This window comes from Candidatus Zixiibacteriota bacterium (assembly GCA_022865345.1).
GTDB lineage: Bacteria > Zixibacteria > MSB-5A5 > MSB-5A5 > RBG-16-43-9 > RBG-16-43-9.
This window is the reverse complement of the sequence record JALHSU010000219.1, coordinates 1-3,980: the sequence shown is the minus strand read 5'-3', so window position 1 is coordinate 3,980 and position 3,980 is coordinate 1. Positions and strand designations below refer to the sequence as shown.

The 3,980-nt window shown below is 41.2% G+C and carries 4 protein-coding genes; all 4 read right to left on the bottom strand.

Going from position 1 to position 3,980, the window contains the following annotated elements; translation table 11 throughout:
• Nucleotides 1-90 precede the first annotated feature (90 nt).
• Nucleotides 91-1,707, bottom strand: coding sequence for an NAD(P)H-hydrate dehydratase (locus MUP17_10685; protein ID MCJ7459445.1), 1,617 nt, complete (start codon nt 1,705-1,707; stop codon nt 91-93).
• A 2-nt stretch (nt 1,708-1,709) separates the two neighbouring features.
• Nucleotides 1,710-2,525 carry an orotidine-5'-phosphate decarboxylase gene (pyrF, locus tag MUP17_10680; GenBank protein MCJ7459444.1) on the bottom strand — a complete coding sequence of 272 codons (816 nt, stop codon included), beginning with the start codon at nt 2,523-2,525 and terminating at the stop codon, nt 1,710-1,712.
• Between the two features lie 64 nt (nt 2,526-2,589).
• Complete coding sequence (locus tag MUP17_10675; GenBank protein MCJ7459443.1) at nt 2,590-3,432, bottom strand: DUF5677 domain-containing protein; 843 nt, start codon at nt 3,430-3,432, stop codon at nt 2,590-2,592.
• 62 nt (nt 3,433-3,494) lie between these two features.
• A partial coding sequence (locus MUP17_10670) for a dihydroorotate dehydrogenase (protein ID MCJ7459442.1) occupies nt 3,495-3,980 on the bottom strand: 486 nt, incomplete at its 5' end.

Here is a 3,980-nt window from a genome sequence, read left to right as displayed (position 1 = left end):
TAGAAAAAGGATAAGGATTTCTCGTAGGTCGGGCACCCTTGCCCGACAATTTTTCCTATTTTTTAGACCTTACTCATTTCCCTTAAAACATCATTCGTTTACCAAATATTTTAATGCCTCCGGCAATTTTTCCATCATATCCCCGGCGATCATACCCATTTCGCCTTTTTCATCCTGGGCTAAATCTCCGCACAGTCCGTGGATATAAACTCCGGCTAAGGCTGATTCAAGCATTGTCCCTTTTATGTCTTGTCCTACGGATCTCCGATTGGATCCATTCTGGACAAATTCGGATTTTCTCATCATCAGAATCTGAGCCATAAGCCCGATTATAATACCGGTCAAGACATCCCCTGAGCCTGCAGTTGCCATACCAGCATTGCCGGTGGGATTGACATAGATTTCCCCCTCAGGCTCACCGATTATCGTAGGTGCTCCTTTTAAGACCAATACACAATTAAACTTCTTTGCTGATTCGGAAGCATATTTTATCCGGTCTTTAGCAATCTCCTCAATCGGGACATTAATTAATCTGGATAATTCACCTATATGCGGCGTCAAAATCAGAGGTGCTTTTGCCTGATTTAAGATTGAAGAATCTTTGGAAATTGCATTTAAACCATCCGCATCTATAACCATAGGTAACTCAATTCTTGAAACCAATCGCCTGACTAACTCGACTGTCTCAAAATGCTGGCCCAAACCCGGACCTAAAGCCACACAATCAGCCCATTTCAATGCTTGCATTATCTCTCCTAACCCTCGCAGAGCCAATGCACCTTTTTTTCTCACGTCCGGGAGCGGCTTGGTCATCACCTCAGTCACCTTTACTTCCATTATATCATTAAGACTCATCGGAATCCCCAAAATGGCCATTCCTGCCCCAGCTTTTAAACAGGACAAAGAGGCTAAGGTTGCCGCTCCAGTCATCCCAGTTGAACCGGCAATGAGGAAGACCTTGCCACAAGTCCCCTTATGCGCATCACCCGGACGCTTTGGCAAAATGCTTTTCACCTCTTGCTCGGTGATCAAATTCAGATTAATCCTCTGCTCTTCAATTACCTTTTGTGGAACACCTATATCGATGATCTCAATTTTACCACAGTAACTGTTTCCGGGGAAGAAAAACTGTCCCACTTTGGGAAGACCCATAGTCGGGGTAACATTTGCTTTAACGCACTCACCTTCGATTGATCCTGTATCTACATCTAAGCCGGACGGGGTATCAATTGAAAGGATTTTTGTCCTGGATGAATTTATTAGTTGAACTGCTTTTTCTTCTAACCCTGTTACCTTGCCTTTAAACCCTGTCCCGAAGATCGCATCGACTAATAAATCAGCTTTGAGTTCAGCAGGCAATTCTTTATCTTTTGAGACCTGTTTTATGGGTAGTTTCAAAGAAACAGCTTTTTTCAGATTGGCTAAAGCATCACCTTTAACCTCTTCCTTTTTTCCTAAAAGGTAGAATTCTACTTTCGCACCCCACTTGGACAGGTACCTTCCCACCACGAACCCATCCCCGCCATTATTCCCCTTTCCGCAGAAGACTATAACCTTTTTGCCCTTGACTTTTTCATCTAACATCTTCTTGCCTGCCAGGGCTGAACCTATGCCCGCTTTTTCCATCAGTTCCAGTCCTGGGATTCCTTCCCTTTCGATAGTAATTTTATCGATTTTCCTCATCTGCTCTGAGGTAACTAATTTCATATCTACCCCTTTTTTCTATATGAATTAAATAAGTCTCTTAGCTTTTTCGCCTCATCTCTTGCGGCTTTGGCAAAATCCTTTTCAGCGGAAGCATAGATGACCCCCCTGGAGGAATTGATGATCGCTAAATCCCCCTTTTCATCGGTTCCATATTTGACCGTCAGCCCCGCATCCCCTTTTTGAGCGCCAACCCCTGGAATCAGGATAGGCAAGTCTTGAGCGATTTCCCTTATCTCCTTCAACTGTTCAGGGTAAGTGGCTCCGACAACCAAACCACAATTCCCTTTTTTGTTCCAGCTCAAAACTTTTTCAGCCACGATCTTATATAAGGGCTTCCCATCAAAACTCAGAAGCTGAAAATCCTTAGCCCCGGCATTTGAAGTCAGACATAGGATAAAACCACATTTATCCTCATATTCTAAGAAAGGAGATAAGGAATCTCCACCCAGATAGGGACTCAAGGTCACCCCATCCGCTTTGAATTCCTCAAAAATGGCTTTAGCATACATTTTGGATGTGTTCCCTATATCCCCTCTTTTAGCATCCAAGATAATCGGGATATCTTTTGGGATATACTCGCAGGTTTTCATCAGAGCCTCCAGCCCTTTTATTCCATAAGCTTCATAAAAGGCAAGATTTGGCTTGTAGGCGCAGACTAAATCCGAAGTTGAATCTATAATTTCCTGATTAAAAGCAAAAATCGGGTCTTTTTCCTGAAGTAAGAATTTTGGGATTTTTTCCAATTCTGTATCCAGCCCCACACAGAGGAGAGAATTATTTTTAGAAGAGGCTGATTTCAGTTTTTCGATGAATTTCATTTATTGGTCTCCCGTAGCGTCCTCACTCCCGTGAGGACGACTAATCGTTGCCTTTCGATAAATTTCATATTTCAGAATATTTTTTGACAGGGTTATTCAAGGATTTCAATCTATTTACAAATTCCTTTTTTACCCTACCCAAACCTAAACTGAATACTAAATCCCATCTATTAAAAGCAAGTAGTATATATTTAATGCTAAGACAAAATAAACCGTGTAACGGCATCTCGCACTGCTCAAAATATTTGACATCCCCCATTGTTGTTGAGTGCGTCACGAACGATAAATACCAGTAGTAAAAATCATAATCCTTCAATGCTGCTTTACTTACTTGTTCAGCTTTCTTTTTATAAGATTCACTCGCCCATCTGAAGATGAAATCTTCTTTATTCTTGGGATAATCGCCTTTTATTTCACTATATTTTTCTAATATGGTAGCTCTATTGTTTATTAGAACTTTTTTAGTTTTTTCATCCATCTTCGAATAAATGTCATATTTTTCGTATTTGTCCATTAGTTGCTTAGAAGCTATAATCTCAAAATCCAAGAATGCCTTTGCTTTTACTTCTCTTTCTGATATATCAAGCTTTGCCATCCATTCAATATCTATGACTCTTTCCATCAAGCTTCTGAGTAGAATTGCACTTTGTGTTCCAAAACCCTCCTCACATAAAGCTAAAATGCTCCAATAAATCCGAAATGACTGATAAAATAAAAGAGTGATCGCCTTGTTGAAATTGGAATCTAAATTCTTTGCTATTTTATCTTCATTCTTTTCAATTATTTCAAATAGCGTGTTAAAGAGGTTATAACTTAGATCAAGATGGTCTTTGTATCTAAAAAATGAGCTTAGGCTGAAATCGACGTAATCTTTTTTCAATGATAGTGGAATTAATCTTTCATTCATGGTAAGATTTTTCCTTAGGAAACTTTAAGTTCATGCGTTGCCACAGGAGTGGCAACGCTACATTATACCTTTAATTTGCCTACCAAGTCTCCAATCCTTTTTAACCTCTTTTCCTGACAGTATTCTTTCAACCCCTCGACGATTTTTATAGAGCATTCCGGATCAACGAAATTCCCGGTTCCGACTTGGATCATCGAGGCTCCTGCCAAAATGAATTCCAGCGCGTCCTGGGTGTTCATAATCCCGCCCAGCCCAATAACCGGGACTTTGACCTTTTGGGCAGTTTTCCAGACCATAGCTAAAGCCACAGGCTTAATTGCTGGCCCAGAAAGACCCCCGGTAATATTAGAAAGCCTCGGCTTTCTCTTCTCCAGATCTATTGCCATACCCACCAGGGTATTGATCAGGGAGACCGCATCTGCTCCAGCCTCTTCCACTGCCAGGGCAATCTCCACTATATCAGCCACATTCGGAGAGAGTTTAGCAATGATCGGGTAAGTGGTATTATCCCGAACAGCTTTTATACAGTCATAAGCACATTTGGGATC

What these genes read in the sequence shown, in the direction of transcription:
- pyrF (MCJ7459444.1), bottom strand. Translation starts at nt 2,525, where the DNA reads ATGAAATTCATCGAAAAACTGAAATCAGCCTCTTCTAAAAATAATTCT.
- MUP17_10675 (MCJ7459443.1), bottom strand. Translation starts at nt 3,432, where the DNA reads ATGAATGAAAGATTAATTCCACTATCATTGAAAAAAGATTACGTCGAT.
- MUP17_10685 (MCJ7459445.1), bottom strand. Translation starts at nt 1,707, where the DNA reads ATGAAATTAGTTACCTCAGAGCAGATGAGGAAAATCGATAAAATTACT.